The sequence below is a fragment of the Bradyrhizobium sp. BTAi1 genome (assembly GCF_000015165.1).
In the GTDB taxonomy this organism is placed as follows: Bacteria; Pseudomonadota; Alphaproteobacteria; order Rhizobiales; family Xanthobacteraceae; genus Bradyrhizobium; species Bradyrhizobium denitrificans.
Genome location: NC_009485.1, coordinates 2,823,456 through 2,840,303 on the forward strand (window position 1 = coordinate 2,823,456; position 16,848 = coordinate 2,840,303).

Sequence of the window (16,848 nt, forward strand, 5' to 3'; positions counted from 1 at the left end):
CTGGGGGGCCATCACATGCATTCGAAGAGTTGTCTCCGAGCGCTGTCGGGCGCTGCGCTCGCGGCTTTGCTTGCGGCGATTTCGACGCCAGCGTGGACGGCAGATCATGACGCACATGGTGATCGCGCATTCCATGATCATGACGGCGATCGCGACCGTGACGATGACCGTGATCACGACCGGCAGGGCCGGAGATCGCCACGTGTGGTGCTGATCTCGCTCGACGGCGCGAAGCCCGACTTCATCGAGAAGTTCATCGCGGAGGGCGTTCTGCCGCGCGACGGCGGGCTGGCGCGGCTGAGCCGCCGCGGGGCCGTGGCCAAGCAGAACATCACGGCGTCACCCTCGCTGACGGCGGTGTCGCATATCGAGATCGCGACGGGATCCACGGCGGTCCACAACGACATTCCCTCGAATACGTTCCAGGCGATTGCGGCTCCGATCACGTCCAGCATCAGCGGCTTCGCCGCGCCGATCGGCGGCTACCGCCTGAGCCCGCTCGGGCCGAGCCCGCAGCCGACCGCGCAGCCGCTGTGGGTGCAATTGCGTCAGCACGGCAAGAAGGTGGTCACCGCGACCTGGCCGGGCGGCGACGGCGCCGACATCTCCATCAACAGCACGGTGGTGCAGCAGGCCGAGCCGACCCGCGTCACCGACTACACGGTGCCGTTCGGCGCGTTCGGCGGTCTCTCGGCCCAGGGCTTCTCGCTGTCGCGCAGCGATTTCGTGTCGGATCCGGCGGTTGTCGCAGCATTGCAGTCGGCTGGACATTCCTCCTACAGCCCTGTGCTGGTCACCGCTCAGCCGATCGAGACCTTCTCCTGCGCGTCGGCCGCGCCCGCGACTTGTACGGCGGCAGCGACGCTCGACCTTAAATATGCGATCCGTGTTGCCGCGATCGACACCACCAATGACGGCAAGGTGAACTACGACACATTGGTGTTCTTCGATGTGACGCGCGGCATCGCCGCGGGTCCGTTCCAGGCTCCTTCCACGGGACCGGCCTTCGCCAGGCTGGGCGGCGAGAATGCGCCGTTCTTCTTCGAAGGCAGCGGCGCCAAGGTCGGCACGGCCTATTTCGTCTCGGCGCTGGCTCCGGATCTGTCGGTGGTGCGGTTCGCCCGTTACGGCGCCAACTACATCCCGCGCAATGCTCCAGTTCTGGCCGATGTCGAAGATATCAACACTAATATCGGTTTCTGGCGTCCGCAGGCCGATTTCCGCATTCCCGAGCGGCTGAGCCCCGGCTTCACCAGCTTCCCCGATGTCGAGATCGAGGCAATGTTCGAGGATATGGTGAAGACCTTCGTGCGCTATCAGGCGGCGATCGGCGAGCGCGCGATCCGCAAGCACCGCGATGCTGACCTCGTCATGATCTATATCGAGCAGCCGGACGGCTCCGAGCACCAGTTCCTGCTGACCGATCGTCGCCAGGGCACCAACCCGAAGGACCCGCACTCGATCGGTGCCAACCAGGATGCAGCCAAGGTCGCGCGCTACGCGTCCTATATTCGTGCGGCGTATCAAGCGGCCGACAACGCGGTGAAGCGCATTGCCGACACGGCCGGCCGCGATAGCAACGTCATCGTGGTGTCCGATCACGGCTTCGCCCCGTTCCACACATCGGTGAGCATGCTCAACATCCTCCGCAATGCCGGCATCGATACGTCGAAGCTCGCGATCCGCACCTCGGGGCCTGCCGTCAACATTTATGTCAACCTGCAGAATCGCGAGGCGGGCGGCACCGTCGATCCGGCGAGCTACAACGCGCTGGTGACGCAGGTCGCCAATGCCGTCAAGAACGCGGTCGATCCCAATCCGAAGTTCAACACGTCGCTCAAGGACGGACGTCTGTTCACGGTGGTCGAGAGCCGGCCGCTGCAATGCGACGCTGGCACGGGGCTGTGCACCAGCAAGGCCATCGGCCAGGATTTCGGTGACGTCTTTGCGCTGATGGCTCCGGGCTACAATTTCGACGGCATCCAGAGCCCCGGCGTGGCCCGCCTCGGTGACGCCGCGTTCAACGCGACCACGACCGTGCTGTCGATGCCGAACTTCTATGGCGCCCACGGCCACGATCCTCTGCTGTCGGAGATGAGTGCGACGTTCATCGCGGCCGGGCCCGACATCCGCGAGGGCGCGACCATCCGGCGCATGCGCAACATCGACGTGGCGCCGACCATCATGAGGATCCTGGGTGTCAAGCCGCAGCAGGTCGATGGCGAGGTCCTGCACCACATTCTGCGCTGAATGGTGCGCAGCGTCGGTGCGGGGCGCATGGGCCCCGCACCGGCCACGGTCCTGCGCCGGCGCCGCCCGGGGCACGGCGTTGCGACCGCGTTGAAGCCGTCCTATCGTCGACCGGTCATCACCTGATCACGACAGGAGGATCGTCATGCTCGATCACGTCGGCTTTCCCGTCTCGGACTTTGCCCGCAGCAAGGCCTTCTATGCGGCCGCGCTGGCCCCGCTCGGTTATGTGCTGATGATGGAGATCTCCGACGCGCAGACCGGCGGGCACGGCGATCATGCCGGATTCGGCGATGGCCGCCCGGATTTCTGGATCGGCACTGGCGGCACGGCCGCAACGGCGACGCATATTGCCTTCCACGCCAAGGATCGCGCCACGGTCGACGCCTTCTACCGCGCGGCCATCGCAGCAGGCGGCCGTGACAATGGCGCGCCGGGGCTGCGGCCGCATTATCACGCGCATTATTACGGCGCGTTCGTGCGCGATCCCGACGGCAACAATGTCGAGGCGGTCTGTCACATGCCGGCGTGAGACCGACGGCTCGCGCGGCCGTCGGTCACACCGTGACCGGCATGTGCTCGGCGGCCGCGGCGAGGCTCGGCGCGACCACGATCTCGAGCTGCTGACGCAGCCAGCGGTGCATCGGATCGTCGTGGTGGCGCAGATGCCAGACCATGTACATCGGCATTGCCGGGCAGGGGACCGGCACCGGTGCCACCGCGAGACCGCGGAGCATATAGGCGCGCAGCAGGCTCGGCAGCGTCGCGATCATGCGGCTGCCGCGCAGGAACGGGCCGACGCCGCCGAAGCCCGGCACTTGTGCGACGAAGCGCCGGACAATGCCGCGCTCGGCAAACACCTCGTCAATGTCGAGTCGGCGCCGCGGCTCATACAGCACCGTGACATGGTCGCTCGCCAGATAGTCCTCGAGAGATTGCGGCGGCTCGCGCTGGCTGGAATCGTAGAACACGCGGTAGCTGTCCTCGAACAGCCGCTTCTGCAGGATGTCGCTGCCCTCGGGTGGGCGGGGGGTGATGATCAGCTGACAATGTTCCTCGCGCAGCATGTCGGGCGTGGGGGCGCCGGAGGGGATGACGCGAAGGCTCAAGCCGGGCGCCTGGGCGCGGGCGTAGCGGAGCAGGGACGGCAGCAGCAGGTCGCGCTGCAGGTCGTTGGCGGCGATCGTCACCTGCGCCGAGACCTGCGCCGGATCGAACGCTGCGGCATGCGAGAAGCTGCGGAGATCGTCGAGCAAAGCGCGCGCCCGCAGCGCCAGCAATTGCGCATGAGCGGTCGGCACGATACCACGGCCGGATTTGACGAATAGCGGATCGCCGGTGATCGCGCGCAGCTTGTCGAGCAGGTGGCTGACCGCCGATTGCGTCACGCCGAGCCGCTGCGCGGCGCGCGTCACCGAGCCCTCCTCGATGACGGCGAGCAGCAGCTGCAGCAGGTGGCCGTCGAGGTCCAAATGATCGAATTGGCTCATGGATCGGATCGGGCGCGCGGCCTTTATTGATGCTGTCGAAGCGCGATACTGGCGGCACGACGCCGGCCGCCTTTGATCCAGATCAAGCGCGGGCGGCCGAAACATCACAGGGGAGGTCAAGATGTCCGCCACGTCAGCCCGGCAGCCCGTGCCCGGCACCACCATCTTCGACGGCGAGCAGGCCCGCAAAGGCTACGCGCTCAACAAGATGTGCTACTCGTTCAATGACGCGGCCAACCGCAAGGCCTTCGTCGCCGACGAAGACGCCTATTGCACCAAGTTCGGCCTCAACGCGCAGCAGCGCGCGGCGATCAAGCACCGCAACGTGCTGGAGCTGATCGAAGCCGGCGGCAACGCCTATTACCTCGCCAAGTTCGCCGGCATTTTCGGCCTGGACATGCAGGATATCGGCGCGCAGCAGACCGGACTCACCAAGGATCAGTTCAAGGCCAAGCTTCTGGCGGCCAGGGGGTAATCATCATGGCAAAGATCGTCGGCGCAATCACCACCTCCCACGTTCCGGCCATCGGCGGCGCGATCGCCAAGGGGCTGCAGCAGGATCCCTATTGGAAGCCGTTCTTCGATGGCTTCCCGCATGTGCGCGAGTGGCTCGCCAAGGTGAAGCCGGATGTCGTGGTGCTGGTCTATAACGACCACGGGCTCAATTTCTTCCTCGACAAGATGCCGACCTTCGCGGTCGGCGCCTGCGACAGCTACAGCAATGCCGACGAAGGCTGGGGCATTCCGCAGACCGCGCCGTTCAAGGGCGACAGCGAATTATCCTGGCACCTGATCGAGCATCTGGTGAAGGAGGATTTCGATCTCACCACCTGCCAGGAGATGGTGGTCGATCACGCTTTCACTCTGCCGATGGCGTTGTGCTGGCCGGACCAGAAATGGCCAGTGCGCGTGGTGCCGGTCGTCGTCAACACAGTGCAGGCGCCGCTGCCCTCGGCCGCGCGCTGCTACAAGCTCGGTCAGGCGCTGGCGCGCGCCATCGAATCCTGGCCGAAGGACGAGCGGGTGGTCGTCATGGGCACCGGCGGCCTGTCGCACCAGCTGGACGGCGAGCGCGCCGGCTTCATCAACAAGGATTTCGACGAGACGTTCATGGCCAGCATGGTCGACGATCCCGCCTGGGCGACGAAGTACTCGACCACTGAGCTCGTGGAGCTGTCAGGCACGCAGGGCGTCGAACTCCTGAACTGGATGGTCGCGCGCGGCGCCCTGCCGGAGAAGGTGCGCAAGGAGCATTCCAACTACCACATTCCGATCTCCAATACGGCCACCGGGCTGATGGTGCTGGAGCCGGTGTAGCCTCGTCCTGGACGGCGATGATCGGGAGCTGTGCCGCCGACTTTCATGGCGCAGCACCGCTCCCGGATCGCCGCTTTGCCGCCGCGATGCGACGGCAAAGCTGGTGCGGGACGACAGCGGAACGTGCTGCGCGGACGCGCCTCATCTCCGCGGTCATTCCGGCGACCGACGCGAACCATGCCGCGATACAGTCGGGAACGTTGCGGCCAGTGGCCGCTCAGGACACAGCGATTGACCGCGGCGGTTCGCCGCGAGCTACGCTTGCGCCTGCTGCGCCGGGGCCTCCTGGGTCTCCTGGGTCTTGGCGCCCGATTTCAACTTTGTCATGAACGCCTTGAACGCCGGGCCGAACTCGGCGAACAGCGGTTCGCCGCGATGGTTCAGCATCACGCCGCCGAGCAGCTTCAGCCCGGTGACGAACGCCTTGCTCTCGTTCTGGTCGAACAAGCCGCGGCGCTGGACGCGCGCGACGATCTCGTTGAGATCGTCATGGTTGGTGAAGGTGAAGTCGTAGCTGCGGCCGGCGCTGCCGTCGGCGCTTGGGGTGATGTCGGTCACTTCGATGGCGTAGGCGTGGGGCATCGGTTGCCTCCTTGTGCAAGAGGGGGGGACTGATCAGGTTGCGGTGCCCTCGTCATCGCCCTGGATCTCGGCGATGGCGCGGGTGAGAATGTCGCTGACGCGGTTGGCTTCCGCATCGCTCCAGCCGGGACGGTGCATCTTGAGCGCCATCTTCAGCGTCTGCACCGCCTGCAGCACCGGCTCGGGCGGGCGCATGCCGCCCATCGTGCGCGCCATGATCCGCATCCGGCTGAGCAGGCCCTCGATCGCGGCGGCGTCGTCCTTCAATGCTTGGCGTCCGGCGTCGGTGATCGCGAACAGCTTCTTGCCGCCCTCCGACGCTGCCGCTTCGATCTGGCCCATGTCCTCGAGCAGGCTGAGGATCGGATAGACCGACCCCGGGCTCGGCGAGTAGGCGCCGCCGACCAACTGCTCGACGGCCTTGATCAGCTCATAGCCATGGCGCGGCTTCTCGCCGATCAGCCACAGCAGCAGGCTGCGCAGGTCGCCGGGCCCGAAGAAGCGACCGCCGCCGCCCCGCCCGAACTCGTCGCGACCGCCGCGGCGGCCGTCGCGCTCGAACAGCCCATGTCCGCGGTGCCGGCCGAAGCCTGGGCCGCGTTCTCCAAGCCGAACCTCCTCGCAGCTTTCGTCAGAACGATGCTGGCCGTGGCGATGGCCTGGGTGGTGGCCGCGATGGCCCCAGCCGCGGACCTCGCGGTCGTCGTCAAAACCCGGGCGGCCGAATGTCCAATGATGTCTCATACGATATGATCTCCGTTTCGTACGAACGATATATCGTTATGTCGTATCGTTTGTCAATGCGCCGGTGTCGAGTTTACGAAACCGGCGCCAAGTGTCTGATAAAGAAACTGTTTTCACTCACGAGACGGCGGCGGGCGCCTCCTTGCTGTGCGCTGTCGCCTCGACCGTTGTGCCGCGATGGGCAATCAGCGCATAGGCGACGGGGACCACGAACAGCGTGAACAGGGTGCCGATCGAGAGGCCGGTGGCGATGACCAGGCCCATGTTGAAGCGCGACACCGCGCCGGCGCCGCTCGCGGTGATCAGCGGGATCACGCCGAGCACCATCGCCGCGGTCGTCATCAGGATCGGCCGCAGCCGGATCGTCGCGGCTTCGATGATCGCCTCGGTGCGGTCCTTGCCCTGTTCACGCAGCTCATTGGCGACCTCCACCATCAGGATGCCGTGCTTGCTGACCAGGCCCATCAGGGTGACGAGGCCGACCTGGGTGTAGATGTTGATGCTGGCGCCGCCGATGCCGAGGCTGATGAAGATCAGCGCGCCGGCCAGCGACATCGGCACCGAGACCAGGATGATGATGGGATCGACGAAGCTGTTGAAGAGGGCGGCGAGCGCCAGGAAGATGATGATCAGCGCGAAGACGAAGGTGGTGACGAAGCCGCCGGATTCCTGTTCGAGCTGCCGCGAGGCGCCGCCATAATCGATCGAATAGCCCGATGGCAGGGACTTCCCGAGCTCCTTCAGCGTCGCCAGCGCGTCTCCCATCGAGACACCCGGCATCGCGACGCCGGAGATGGTCGCGGCGTTGATCTGCTGGAAGTGGTTAAGCGACTCCGGGATTGTCTTGTGCTCGAGATGGGCGACCGTCGCAAGCGGCACCATGGTGCTGCTGCCGGCGCGGATCGAATAATCCAGGAGTTGCGCGTCGGTCAGGCGGTCGTTCTGCCGCACCTGGGGGATCACCTTGTAGGAGCGGCCCTCGAGGCTGAAATAATCGAGATAATTGCCGCCCAGCATGGTGGCGAGCGCGCCGCCGAGATCGCTCATCTTGAGGCCGAGATCGGCGGCCTTGTCGCGGTCGAACACGACGGTGGTCTGCGGCTTGTCGATCTTGAGGTCGCTGTCGAGGAAGATGAACTTGCCACTGGCGAGCGCCTTGTTCATGAGGTCGCGCGACACATCATTGAGCTGGTTGAAGGTGCCGGTGCTGCCGATCACGAACTGGATCGGCAGGCCGTTGCTGCCCGGCAGCGGCGACGGCTGGAAGGCGACCGAGCGCGCGCCGGCGATGCCATTCAGCATCTGCTGGAATTCAGGCTGCAAGGTCTTCGTCGTTGCCTTGCGCTGATCCCAGGGCTTGAGCACCCAGCCGCCGATCACCTGCGTGGAGGCGTCGATCTGGAACACCGTGCGTGTCTCCGGCCGATCCGCGATCAGGTCATGCAATTGCTGCGCATAGAACTGGCGCTGCTCCAGCGTGGCCGAAGGCGCCGAGTTGGTCAGCGTCAGCACCACGCCCTGGTCCTCGTCCGGTGCGAGCTCGCTGGTGGAGCTGACATAGAGCCAGGGGATCATCGCGAGCAGCAGAAACGCGAACACCACGACGACAGGCTTGGTCGAGAACACGCTTTCAAGGCAGCGGCGATAGGCATGCGCGAGCCGCTCGAGCACGTGGTCGATCGCGCGCACGAGCCGCGCCTCCAGCGTGGTCGAACCGCGCTCGGTCCGCCGCAGCAGCCAGGCGCAGTTCATCGGCGACAAGGTCAGCGCGATCACCGCCGAGACGGTGACGGCGCCGGCCAGCGTAAAGGCGAACTCGGTGAACAGCGCGCCGGTGAGGCCGCCCTGGAAGCCGACGGGCACATAGACCGCGATCAGTACCACGGTCATCGCGATGATCGGGCTCGCCAGGGCCCGCGCCGACTGGATCGCCGCCTCGACCGGCGACACGCCCTCGTCGATCAGGCGATGCACGGCCTCGACGACGATGATGGCATCGTCGACGACGAGGCCGATGGCGAGCACCAGGGCCAGCAAGGTGAGCAGGTTGATGGAGAAGCCCATCAGGAGCATCAGGCCGAAGGTGCCGATCAGCGACAGGGGAATGGCGATGACCGGGATCAGGACCGAGCGCCACGAGCCCAGGAACATGAACACGACCACGATGACGATGCCGATCGCCTCCACCAGGGTGTGCTCGACCTCGTCGATCGAGGAGTTCACGAAGTCGGTAGAATCGTAGATGATCTCGCTGCGGATGCCGTTGGGCAACTGCTGCTGCAGATCCGGGAAGACGGCCTTCACGCCATTGATCACGTCGAGCAGATTGGCCGTCGGCGCCACCTGAATGCCGATATAGACCGCGGTCTTGCCGTTGAAGCGTGTCGCCGTGTCATAGTCGTCATTGCCGAGGGTGACGCTGGCGACGTCACGCAGGCGGATGATGGCGCCGTTCACCTGCTTCACGACCAGGTTGCGGTATTGCTCCAGCGAATGCAGGTTGGTCGCCGCGGCGAGGTCGACCTGCACCAGCCGGCCCTTGGTCGTGCCGAGACCGGAAATGTAGTCATTGCCGGACAAGGCGGTCGACACGTCCGTCGCGGTCAGGCCGTAGGCGGCGAGCTTGTCGGGATCGAGCCAGGCGCGGAGCGCGAACTTCTTGGCGCCGATCAGCTCGGCGGTCTGCACCCCCGAGACCGCCTGGAGCTTCGGCTGCACCACGCGGGTCAGATAGTCCGTGATCTGGTTGGGCGCGAGCACGTCGCTGGCGAAGCCGATATACATCGCATCGATGGTCTGGCCCACCTTGAGGGTCAAGGTCGGCTGTTGCGTGCCGGTCGGCAGCTGATTCAACACCGAGTTCACCTTGGCGTTGATCTCGGTCATCGCCTTGCCGGAATCGTAATTGAGCCGCAGGTTGACCGTGATGGTGCTGCTGCCGGTGACGCTGGTCGAGGTCATGTAGTCGATGCCGTTGGCCTGGGCGATCGCATTCTCGAGCGGCGTCGTGATGAAGCCCGCGATGATGTCGGAATCGGCGCCGGCATAGGCGGTGCTCACCGTGACGATCGCGTTCTGGGTGCGCGGATATTGCAGGATCGAGAGCGTCGTCATCGAGCGCAGGCCGAGGACGAGGATCAGGGCGCTGACCACGAGCGCCAGTACCGGCCGGCGGATGAAGATGTCTGTGAAACGCATGGATGTTCTCTGAACGAGGGCGCGGGGCTTACTGGTCGACGATGTTCGGCGCCGCCTCGGCGACAGGAACGTGCGAATTGTCGATCTTCACCGGGCTGCCATTGCGCAGCTTGAGCTGGCCTGCGATCACCACCGTCTCGCCGGGCTTGACGCCGTCGGTGATGGCGACGCGGTCGCCCTTGGCCGGCTTGCTTTTGATGAACATCTGCCGCGCCTTGCCCTGGCCGTCCTTGAGATCGTCGACGATGTAGACGAGATCGCCATAGGGATTGCTGACGACAGCCGTCAGCGGCACATTCACGAGTTGCTCGGGGTTGCCGGTCGCGATCTCGACCTTGGCGAACATGCCCGGCAGCAGCCGGGCCTGATTGTTGCGCAAGGTGGCGCGGACCTGGACGTTGCGGCTGGTGGAATCGACCTTGGCGTTGATCGCCGAGATCTGGCCGGTGAAGCGCTCGCCCGGAAAGGCATCGACGGCGACGCCGACATCCTGGCCGATCCGGATCTCCGCGAGCGATTGTTGCGGCAAATAGAAATCGACGAAGATCGGATCAAGGCTCTGCAATGTCACGATCGTGGTGCCGGCTCCGAGATACTGGCCGAGATCGACGGCGCGGATGCCGAGCCGGCCGGCAAACGGCGCCTTCAGCGTCTTCTGCTCGACGATCGCCTTCTGCTGAGTCACCAGCGCCTGGGCGTTCTTCAGATTGGCGCGGTCGCTGTCGAGCGTCGCCTGGCTGACGGCGTTGAACTTGATCTGCTCCTCGTCGCGCTTGACCACGATGGCATAGTTCTCGGCCGTTGCCTGCAGCGATTGCAGCTTGGCGACGTCGTCGGTGGCGACCAGCTGCAGCAGCGGCTGGCCCGCCTCGACGCTGTCGCCGGAATTGAACTGGATGCTCTGCACGATGCCGGCGACCTGCAGCGCCAGGTCGGCGCCGTTGACGGCACGCAGCGAGCCGACCGCGGTGAGATTGGTGCGCCAGGGCGCGGTCTCCGCGGTGACCGTCGAGACCGTCTGCGGCGGGTTCGCCATGGCGCCGATCGCCTTGGCGATCATGATGCCCTTGAAGGTCTGAAAGCCGTAGAGACCGCCAAACAGAACAGCCATGGCGGCCAGCATGATGGTCATGCGCTTCTTCATCACATTGCTTCCTGGGTCGTCCGATTGGGGCCGGCGAAATAGCCGGGGTTGGCGCGGGGCAGCGCCGCTGGTGTCTCGTCCTGGCGATGCCACCAGCCGCCGCCGAGCGCCTGGAACAGCGCCGCGGTGTCGGTGAAGCGGGTGGCCTGCGACTTGATGCGGGAGACCCGCGCGTTGAGATAGGATTGCTGCGCGTTGATGACGTTGGCGTAGGGCACGGCGCCGCTCTTGAACTGTTCGATCGCCATGTTGAGGCTGTCGGCGGTCGCCTTCTCGGCGGCGGCCTGCGCCTTCAGCGCCTCGGCGTCGTATTGGATGGCGCGCAAGGAGTCGGCGACGTTCTGAAATGCGGTGATGACCGTACTCTTGTAGAGCGACAGGTCCTGCTCGAACGTCGCAACGTCGGCCTCCTTGGTGTGGTAGAGCGCGCCGCCGTCGATCAGCTTCTGGCTGACGCTCGCGGCGGCCTCCCATACCAGCGTGGTCGGCGAGAACAGCCGCTCCGGTCCGCTCGCGCCATAGCTGCCCGACAGCGTGACCTGCGGCAGCAGATTGGCAATGCCGACGCCGACCGTCGCGGTGGCCTGATGCAAGGTCGCCTCGGCCTGCCGGATGTCGGGCCGTTGGCGGACCAAGGAGGAGGGCAGCGAGACCGGCAGCTTGCGCGGCAGTCGGAGCTCGGCAAGGCTGACATGCTCGCCGCGATCCTGATGCGGCAGCCGGCCGAGATAGGCCATCAGCTGATTGCGCTGCTGCGCCAGCTGCTTCTGCAGCGGGGCGAGCGTTGCCTTGGCCTGCGCCAGCGTCGCCTCTTGCGACAGCACGTCCGATTTGGAGATGGCGCCGACGTCGAACTGGCGCTGGATCCGCTCGAGCTGATCGGTCTCCGCCTTGATGATCTCCTCGGTCGCGGCGATCTGATCGCGCAGCGAGGCGTCGGTGATCGCAGCGGTCACGACATTGGCGGTCAGCGAGAGATAGGTCGCTTCCATCCTGAACGCCTGGTAGTCCGCCTGCGCCTGCAGCGCCTCGACCTGGCGGCGGGTGCCGCCCCACAGATCGAGCGCATAGCTGACGCTGACGGAGGCACCATAGAGTGTGTAGAGCGAGGTCTGGCCCGGCCATTGCCCGGACTGCGTGGTCGAGGCCTGCGTGCGCTCGGCCGATCCGCTCGCGCTTACCTGTGGAAACAGCGATCCCTGCTGCGACAGCGCGTTCTCGCGCGCGGCCCGCAGCGCATATTGCGCAGCTTCAATGTCCGGATGGTTGCGAATCGCCTCCTCGACAAAGGCGTTGATCTGCCGGGAATGAAACAGCGCCCACCAGGTGCCGGGCAGGTCGCTCCCGGCGGCAAAACTTTGCGCATTGCCGCCCGGCGTCGCCGCACTTCCGGTCGGAGCGAGCCGGCGCTCGGACGTGTAGCCGGTCGCGGGCGGCGCGTCAGGCGGCATGAAGTCCGGCCCGACGGCGCAGGACGCGAGCAGCACGCTGCAGCCGACGAGGCCCAGCGGCGTCGCCGCCGTGCCGCGTCTCGAGAGGATCCGTCGCGTCGTCGGAAACATTCGGACATCATTTGTCATAAAACTAAACCGTTTAGTTCTTCTTGAGGAACCATGCTGTGCATGTCATGCTTGAGTCAAGTCACGTTGATGCTAGGAGGGAGGATGACATCCTCTTCGAATCCAGGTCTATCCCGCGTTGTTACGGACGCCGGCCGTACAGAACGGAAGCACACGCAGATCCTCGAAAGTGCACGGACTCTATTTTTGGAGAGCGGCTTCGATACCACCAGCGTCGATGCGATCGCACGCCATGCGGGAGTATCGAAGGCAACGCTCTATGCTCATTTCACCGACAAGGATGCATTGCTCCTCGCGCTTGTCGAGGAAGATTGCGAACGCCGGCGCGATCCGCTGTGGATGCCGCATGATCGGACGATCGATCTCGAACGCGATCTGCGTGAGATCGGGCAGCGATTCTTGTCGATATTTCTGGACGATCAAGCGCTGGCGATGCATCGGCTGATCATGTCCTGCGCCGCGCGCTATCCGGCGATCGCCGAAGCCTTCATGCGGGCGGGGCCCGACCGATGCGACGCCGAGGTCGCAGCTTTTCTGCGCGCGGCAAAGGCCGAGGGATTGATCGATGTCCCCAATGTCAGGCTGGCCGCAACGCAGTTTCTCATGCTGATCCAGGGCCGGCTGCCATTGACGTGGGCGCTGTCGCTGCAGGCGCCGAGCGCGGCGGAGTCCCGCGCCCAGCTCGAAGGGGGGATCAAGGTGTTCATTGCCGCCTACGGCCGCAAGGCGGGACCAACCAGACAGGCGAGGCCGGTGACGAAGACGGCTTCGAAGCGCGCGCGCGCGCCAGCGTCCCGGCGTCCCTGATCGTCAGGAGCTCTGGGACGTCGCCACGACGGGCTTTGCCGGAAACGCTCGGGCCCGGTTCGGCCGCCGCAGCCGGCGCTGCGTCCAGATCAGCACGCCCGTGACCAGCAACGCCAGCAGCACGACCGAGATCAGCACGTTGGCCAGGCTGCCGATGGTCGACCAATTGCCCTCGTGGAGCAGGCGCGGCCAGTTGCGCGGCAGCGCGGAGAGACCGTCGGGCGTGATCGCATAGCCGCGCAACTCGTCGCCCTCGATGATTCGCGCCAGCAGCCGTCCGCCGCGATTCCCGATGGAATTCACCTGCGCAAGATCGTGATCTCGGGCGACGACGTTGATGGCATCAGCCAGCGACAGGCGAGCGGGCGCCGGTGCTGGCGTGCTGCCCGCGAAGGTCAGGCCAAGCTCGAGGCAGATCCCGGTCAACGGGCTGAGCAGGATCAAGGGCAGCGTGAACCAGGCCGCGCCCTTGTGCCAGCCGGACAGCGTGTTGCGCAGCCGTGGCAGCCCCATCAGGATGCCGATGACCATGATCGTGACCATCGCGATGGTGGAGATCAGGGTGAGACCGGGGATGCCGATCAGGTGCTCATGGGTCATCCGCGCCCATTGGAAGATGCCGGCCAGGGCTGGCCGGTCTGTCACGGCGCCGCTCGCGAGATCGATCTCTGTGCCCGGACGGCCGAGCAGCGTGATGTGCTGCACCGCCGGGTTGATCGACAGGCCGCGCGCCTTGCCGTCGGGATCATATTGCTTGACCAGCGCGACCACGCGTGCGGCATCGATGCCGCCGGGCTTGACCGCCGCAACCTGCGTCACCGGTTCGAAGGAAAGAATCAATCCCGTCACGATGATCACCAGCAAGGGCAGGGCGAAGACCAGGCTGATCCAGCGGTGGAGTTTGAGCAGCAGCAGCTTGTTCATGACCGTCTCCGAATGATCGTCACGCATGAAGCGCGATGCGGCGCGACAATGGTCCGCAGGCGTTTGCCTCCCGTATGTTTCCGATCGTTTCCTGCCGGACGGCGCACATGGTGCCGAGGGCCGTGTTGCGCTTTCATTAGCTGAGCCGTCCGGCGCGATGAAAGAGCGCAACTATTAATTTTAAGTCATGCGCGCTTTGATCGATGTCATTGCGGCGTTGGCATGGCTGTCATTGCTACAAGGATTCGGTGCCTGCGAGACCGGGGTGCAGGCGGCTGCGCGCAGCGCCGTGTCGTGGACAGACATTCCGTCGTGATGTCCGGAGCGGTCACTCTGCTTGGTCGCGGCGACGCCGAGGCGAGGAAGCCGCAGAGTCTCCGCGCTCGCCTGCCGCGCTGTGCGGTCCGTCCGGCGCGTCGACGGCATCGCCATCCAGCACCTGCGTGAGGCGTGTCGTATCGAGGGCATTCTCCCACCGCGCGATGACGATGGTCGCCACCGCATTGCCGATCAGGTTGGTCGGCGTGAGCCCCTGAGACATCAGCCGATGGATGCCGAGCACCAGCGCGACGCTGGCCACGGGAATCGTGCCGGTGGCCGCGAGGGTTGCCGCCAGCACGACGAAGGCCGCGCCGGCGATTCCCGCGGCGCCCTTCGAGGTCACCAGCAGGATCAGCAGCAGCCCGATCTGGTGGCCGATGTCGAGATGGGTGTTGGTGGCCTGCGCCAGGAAGACGGCGGCGGTGGCGAGGTAGAGGCAGGTGCCGTCGAGGTTGAAGGAATAGCCGGTCGGAATGACAAGGCCGACGATGCTGCGCTCGCAACCGGCAGCTTCCAGCTTCTCCAGCATGCGCGGCAGCACGGTCTCTGACGAGGTGGTTGCGATGCAGACCAGAACCTCGTCGCGGATGTAGCGGATCAGCTTCCACAGGCTGAAGCCGGTGAGGGCGGCGATCGGGCCGAGCACCGCGGCGATGAAGATCAGGCAGGTCACGTAGAAGCTGCCGAGCAGCAGGCCGAGCTTGGCGAGCGAGCCCAAGCCGAACTTGCCGACGGTGAAGGCGATGGCGCCGAAGGCGCCGAGCGGCGCGGCCCACATCACGATCCTGACCACGCCGAAGATCATCTGCCCGCCGACCTCGATCACGTCGGTCACGGGCTTGGCGCGCTCGCCGAGCCAGATCAGCGCGAAGCCGCACATCACCGAGATGAACAGCACCTGCAGGATGTTGCCCTCGGCGAAGGCGCCGACAAAAGTCTGCGGGATGATGTTGAGCAGGAACGGCACCAAGCCCACCGCCGCGGTCTGCTTGACATAGGGCTCGATGGTGGCGGCGTTGATGGTCGCCGGGTCGATGTTCATGCCGACGCCGGGCTGGAACAGGTTGACGGCGGCGAGACCGATGATCAGCGCCAAGGTCGTGATCACCTCGAAATAGACCAGCGCCTTGATCGCGACGCGGCCGACCTTGGCCATGTCGGCCATGTGGGCGATGCCGTTGACCACGGTGCAGAAGATGATCGGCGCGATCAGCATCCGGATCGCCTTGATGAAGGCGTCGCCCAGCGGCTGCATCTGGGCGCCGAGATCCGGCTTCACGGCGCCGAGCAGGATGCCGGCGGCCATCGCGACCATGACCTGGACCCACAGCTCCTTCCACCAGGCGCGGCGGGAGCCTGCCTTGCTGTCGGCAGTCAGGGTCGTGGTGGTCATGATCGGTCCTGTCGGTTGGCCTTGCGCCGGTGCTGGTGATTCAGCTCTTCGCGGCGAACTTGAACAGCCGTTCGGGATTGCTGACAAGCAGCTTCTGCTGGATCGCAGGGTCCGGGGCGTAGAGTGGGATCAGATCGACCAGATCACCGTCATTGGGCATGATCTTGACGTTCGGATGTGGCCAGTCGGTGCCCCAGATGACGCGGTCGGGCGCATTGTCGATCAGCTTTCGGGCGAACGGGACCGCGTCGTGGAACGGCGGGCCGGAGGCCGAGGCGCGCTCGGGACCGGTGATCTTGACCCAGCACTTCTCGTCGCTGGCCTGCAGGTTGAGCAGCGCCTTGAACTCGGCGTCGTCGATGCCCTTGGCGGCGCTGATCGTGCCCATGTGGTCGATCACATAGGTGACCGGGAGCGCCTTCAGGACCGGCACGAATTCCTGGATCGTGCCGGCCTCGAGGTAGATGTCGACATGCCAGCCGATCGCCGCGACGCGATCGACCAGGGTGCGGAACACCGTCATGTCGCCGACCCCGCCGAGCCGACGCAGGAAGGCGAAACGGCAGGCGCAGATGCCGGCCTTGCCGGGCGCTGCGAGGTCGGCATCGGACATCGCGGCGTTGATGTTGGCGACGCCCTTGTAGTTGCCGTTGCTCTGCGCAATCGCGTCGGTGACGACGCGGTTGTCGGTGCCATGAACGGTCGCATTGACGATGACGGCGCGCTCGATCCCGATCTTGGCATGAAGCGCCCGAAACATCTCCAGCGGCGCCTCCGGTGGGGTGTAGGGGCGGGTCGGCGAGAACGGGTAGGTCGCTGCCGGGCCGAAAATGTGAGTGTGGGTGTCGACGCTGCCCGGCGGCGCCTTGAAGTTCGGCGTCTTGGTCGCCGGATCCGGCCCGGGAATGCTGGGGATCTTGGTCTCATCAGCCCGCAGGCTCGCCGGGGCTGCGCCGAGCGCGGTTGCCGTGCCCAGTCCCGCCATGGTGGCCAGCAGATCTCGTCGTCGCATCGTGGGTCTCCTTCAAATGGCCGTCGTGACCGGCAGCGTCACCTGCCGGGTCACAGCATGTCTCATCGCCGGAATCGGCGGGCAGC

Annotated in this window: 15 protein-coding genes; 6 read left to right on the top strand and 9 right to left on the bottom strand. The window is 65.5% G+C overall.

Annotation, left to right across the window (positions count from 1 at the left end):
- Positions 1-204: 204 nt before the first annotated feature.
- Together BBTA_RS12700 and BBTA_RS12705 are read left to right on the top strand one after the other, a co-directional pair.
- Positions 205-2,250 carry an alkaline phosphatase family protein gene (locus BBTA_RS12700; protein WP_244424414.1) on the top strand — a complete coding sequence of 682 codons (2,046 nt, stop codon included), beginning with the start codon at positions 205-207 and terminating at the stop codon, positions 2,248-2,250.
- A 145-nt stretch (positions 2,251-2,395) separates the two neighbouring features.
- Entirely contained in the window at positions 2,396-2,782 is a 387-nt protein-coding gene (locus tag BBTA_RS12705) for a VOC family protein (RefSeq protein WP_012042892.1), read from the top strand.
- Positions 2,783-2,807: 25 nt separating this feature from the next.
- Here the strand turns inward: BBTA_RS12705 and BBTA_RS12710 are convergent, their stop codons facing one another.
- Positions 2,808-3,740, bottom strand: a complete 933-nt coding sequence (locus BBTA_RS12710) for a LysR family transcriptional regulator (RefSeq protein WP_012042893.1) — start codon at positions 3,738-3,740, stop codon at positions 2,808-2,810.
- 121 nt (positions 3,741-3,861) lie between these two features.
- Here BBTA_RS12710 and BBTA_RS12715 point away from each other — a divergent pair, with 121 nt between their 5' ends.
- Together BBTA_RS12715 and BBTA_RS12720 are read left to right on the top strand one after the other, a co-directional pair.
- Entirely contained in the window at positions 3,862-4,215 is a 354-nt protein-coding gene (locus BBTA_RS12715; RefSeq protein WP_012042894.1) for a protocatechuate 4,5-dioxygenase subunit alpha, read from the top strand.
- A 5-nt stretch (positions 4,216-4,220) separates the two neighbouring features.
- Entirely contained in the window at positions 4,221-5,057 is an 837-nt protein-coding gene (locus BBTA_RS12720; protein ID WP_012042895.1) for a class III extradiol dioxygenase family protein, read from the top strand.
- Positions 5,058-5,312: 255 nt separating this feature from the next.
- Here the strand turns inward: BBTA_RS12720 and BBTA_RS12725 are convergent, their stop codons facing one another.
- From BBTA_RS12725 to BBTA_RS12745, 5 genes are all read right to left on the bottom strand, one after another.
- Positions 5,313-5,639 carry a DUF3861 domain-containing protein gene (locus BBTA_RS12725; RefSeq protein WP_012042896.1) on the bottom strand — a complete coding sequence of 109 codons (327 nt, stop codon included), beginning with the start codon at positions 5,637-5,639 and terminating at the stop codon, positions 5,313-5,315.
- 33 nt (positions 5,640-5,672) lie between these two features.
- Positions 5,673-6,383 (bottom strand): PadR family transcriptional regulator, encoded by a 711-nt coding sequence (locus tag BBTA_RS12730; RefSeq protein WP_012042897.1) that lies wholly within the window; start codon positions 6,381-6,383, stop codon positions 5,673-5,675.
- Positions 6,384-6,500: 117 nt separating this feature from the next.
- Complete coding sequence (locus tag BBTA_RS12735) at positions 6,501-9,581, bottom strand: efflux RND transporter permease subunit (protein ID WP_012042898.1); 3,081 nt, start codon at positions 9,579-9,581, stop codon at positions 6,501-6,503.
- Between the two features lie 28 nt (positions 9,582-9,609).
- Entirely contained in the window at positions 9,610-10,725 is a 1,116-nt protein-coding gene (locus BBTA_RS12740; protein ID WP_012042899.1) for an efflux RND transporter periplasmic adaptor subunit, read from the bottom strand.
- Positions 10,725-12,287 (bottom strand): efflux transporter outer membrane subunit, encoded by a 1,563-nt coding sequence (locus BBTA_RS12745; protein WP_012042900.1) that lies wholly within the window; start codon positions 12,285-12,287, stop codon positions 10,725-10,727. The genes BBTA_RS12740 and BBTA_RS12745 overlap by 1 nt, the downstream gene beginning before the upstream one ends.
- 51 nt (positions 12,288-12,338) lie before the next feature.
- On the opposite strand from BBTA_RS12745, the gene BBTA_RS12750 reads away from it, so the two are divergent.
- Complete coding sequence (locus BBTA_RS12750; RefSeq protein WP_012042901.1) at positions 12,339-13,112, top strand: TetR/AcrR family transcriptional regulator; 774 nt, start codon at positions 12,339-12,341, stop codon at positions 13,110-13,112.
- Positions 13,113-13,115: 3 nt separating this feature from the next.
- Here BBTA_RS12750 and BBTA_RS12755 read toward each other — a convergent pair whose 3' ends face one another.
- Positions 13,116-14,036 carry a PepSY-associated TM helix domain-containing protein gene (locus BBTA_RS12755; RefSeq protein ID WP_012042902.1) on the bottom strand — a complete coding sequence of 307 codons (921 nt, stop codon included), beginning with the start codon at positions 14,034-14,036 and terminating at the stop codon, positions 13,116-13,118.
- A gap of 25 nt (positions 14,037-14,061) precedes the next feature.
- Between BBTA_RS12755 and BBTA_RS40725 the strand changes: the two genes are divergently transcribed.
- Positions 14,062-14,214, top strand: a complete 153-nt coding sequence (locus BBTA_RS40725) for a hypothetical protein (RefSeq protein ID WP_168167889.1) — start codon at positions 14,062-14,064, stop codon at positions 14,212-14,214.
- Between the two features lie 150 nt (positions 14,215-14,364).
- Here the strand turns inward: BBTA_RS40725 and dctA are convergent, their stop codons facing one another.
- Together dctA and BBTA_RS12765 are read right to left on the bottom strand one after the other, a co-directional pair.
- Positions 14,365-15,750, bottom strand: coding sequence for a C4-dicarboxylate transporter DctA (dctA, locus tag BBTA_RS12760; RefSeq protein ID WP_012042903.1), 1,386 nt, complete (start codon positions 15,748-15,750; stop codon positions 14,365-14,367).
- A gap of 40 nt (positions 15,751-15,790) precedes the next feature.
- On the bottom strand, positions 15,791-16,762 hold the full coding sequence (locus BBTA_RS12765; protein ID WP_012042904.1) for an amidohydrolase: 972 nt from the start codon (positions 16,760-16,762) through the stop codon (positions 15,791-15,793).
- Between the last annotated feature and the right edge of the window lie 86 nt (positions 16,763-16,848).

What these genes read in the sequence shown, in the direction of transcription:
- BBTA_RS12755 (WP_012042902.1), bottom strand. Translation starts at nt 14,036, where the DNA reads ATGAACAAGCTGCTGCTGCTCAAACTCCACCGCTGGATCAGCCTGGTC.
- BBTA_RS12750 (WP_012042901.1), top strand. Translation starts at nt 12,339, where the DNA reads ATGCTGTGCATGTCATGCTTGAGTCAAGTCACGTTGATGCTAGGAGGG.
- BBTA_RS40725 (WP_168167889.1), top strand. Translation starts at nt 14,062, where the DNA reads ATGAAGCGCGATGCGGCGCGACAATGGTCCGCAGGCGTTTGCCTCCCG.
- BBTA_RS12765 (WP_012042904.1), bottom strand. Translation starts at nt 16,762, where the DNA reads ATGCGACGACGAGATCTGCTGGCCACCATGGCGGGACTGGGCACGGCA.
- BBTA_RS12705 (WP_012042892.1), top strand. Translation starts at nt 2,396, where the DNA reads ATGCTCGATCACGTCGGCTTTCCCGTCTCGGACTTTGCCCGCAGCAAG.
- BBTA_RS12740 (WP_012042899.1), bottom strand. Translation starts at nt 10,725, where the DNA reads ATGAAGAAGCGCATGACCATCATGCTGGCCGCCATGGCTGTTCTGTTT.
- BBTA_RS12745 (WP_012042900.1), bottom strand. Translation starts at nt 12,287, where the DNA reads ATGTTTCCGACGACGCGACGGATCCTCTCGAGACGCGGCACGGCGGCG.
- dctA (WP_012042903.1), bottom strand. Translation starts at nt 15,750, where the DNA reads ATGACCACCACGACCCTGACTGCCGACAGCAAGGCAGGCTCCCGCCGC.
- BBTA_RS12735 (WP_012042898.1), bottom strand. Translation starts at nt 9,581, where the DNA reads ATGCGTTTCACAGACATCTTCATCCGCCGGCCGGTACTGGCGCTCGTG.
- BBTA_RS12720 (WP_012042895.1), top strand. Translation starts at nt 4,221, where the DNA reads ATGGCAAAGATCGTCGGCGCAATCACCACCTCCCACGTTCCGGCCATC.
- BBTA_RS12715 (WP_012042894.1), top strand. Translation starts at nt 3,862, where the DNA reads ATGTCCGCCACGTCAGCCCGGCAGCCCGTGCCCGGCACCACCATCTTC.
- BBTA_RS12725 (WP_012042896.1), bottom strand. Translation starts at nt 5,639, where the DNA reads ATGCCCCACGCCTACGCCATCGAAGTGACCGACATCACCCCAAGCGCC.
- BBTA_RS12730 (WP_012042897.1), bottom strand. Translation starts at nt 6,383, where the DNA reads ATGAGACATCATTGGACATTCGGCCGCCCGGGTTTTGACGACGACCGC.
- BBTA_RS12710 (WP_012042893.1), bottom strand. Translation starts at nt 3,740, where the DNA reads ATGAGCCAATTCGATCATTTGGACCTCGACGGCCACCTGCTGCAGCTG.